This window comes from Priestia sp. SIMBA_032 (genome assembly GCF_046535215.1).
Classification (GTDB): Bacteria; Bacillota; Bacilli; order Bacillales; family Bacillaceae_H; genus Priestia; species Priestia aryabhattai.
The window spans coordinates 1-264 of record NZ_JAWRXD010000843.1 but is presented as its reverse complement, the minus strand read 5'-3'; the positions used below and the strand labels follow the sequence as shown (position 1 = coordinate 264).

Genomic DNA, 264 nt, shown 5'->3' with positions numbered 1-264 from the left:
CATGCCCATCTCTACGATCTGGGTGTAAAGCTCGCCGATCGTCTTCCGGTCGAGCGCCGCGACGATCAGAAGCACGAGGTCGGCACCGGCCGCGCGAGCCTCGGCAACCTGGTAGGGCGATGCGATGAAGTCCTTGCGCAGCACGGGAAGCGACACGCGCTGCTTCACCGCGGTGAGGTCGTCGAGCGATCCCTTGAAACGGCGGCCCTCGGTGAGCACGCTGATCGCGCTCGCCCCGCCCGCCTCGTAGCGCGCGGCTTGCAG

General features: G+C 67.8%; 1 pseudogene. It reads right to left on the bottom strand.

Going from position 1 to position 264, the window contains the following annotated elements:
- Positions 1-264 (bottom strand): annotated as a pseudogene (locus SB717_RS36720) (indole-3-glycerol phosphate synthase TrpC); the annotation flags it as partial.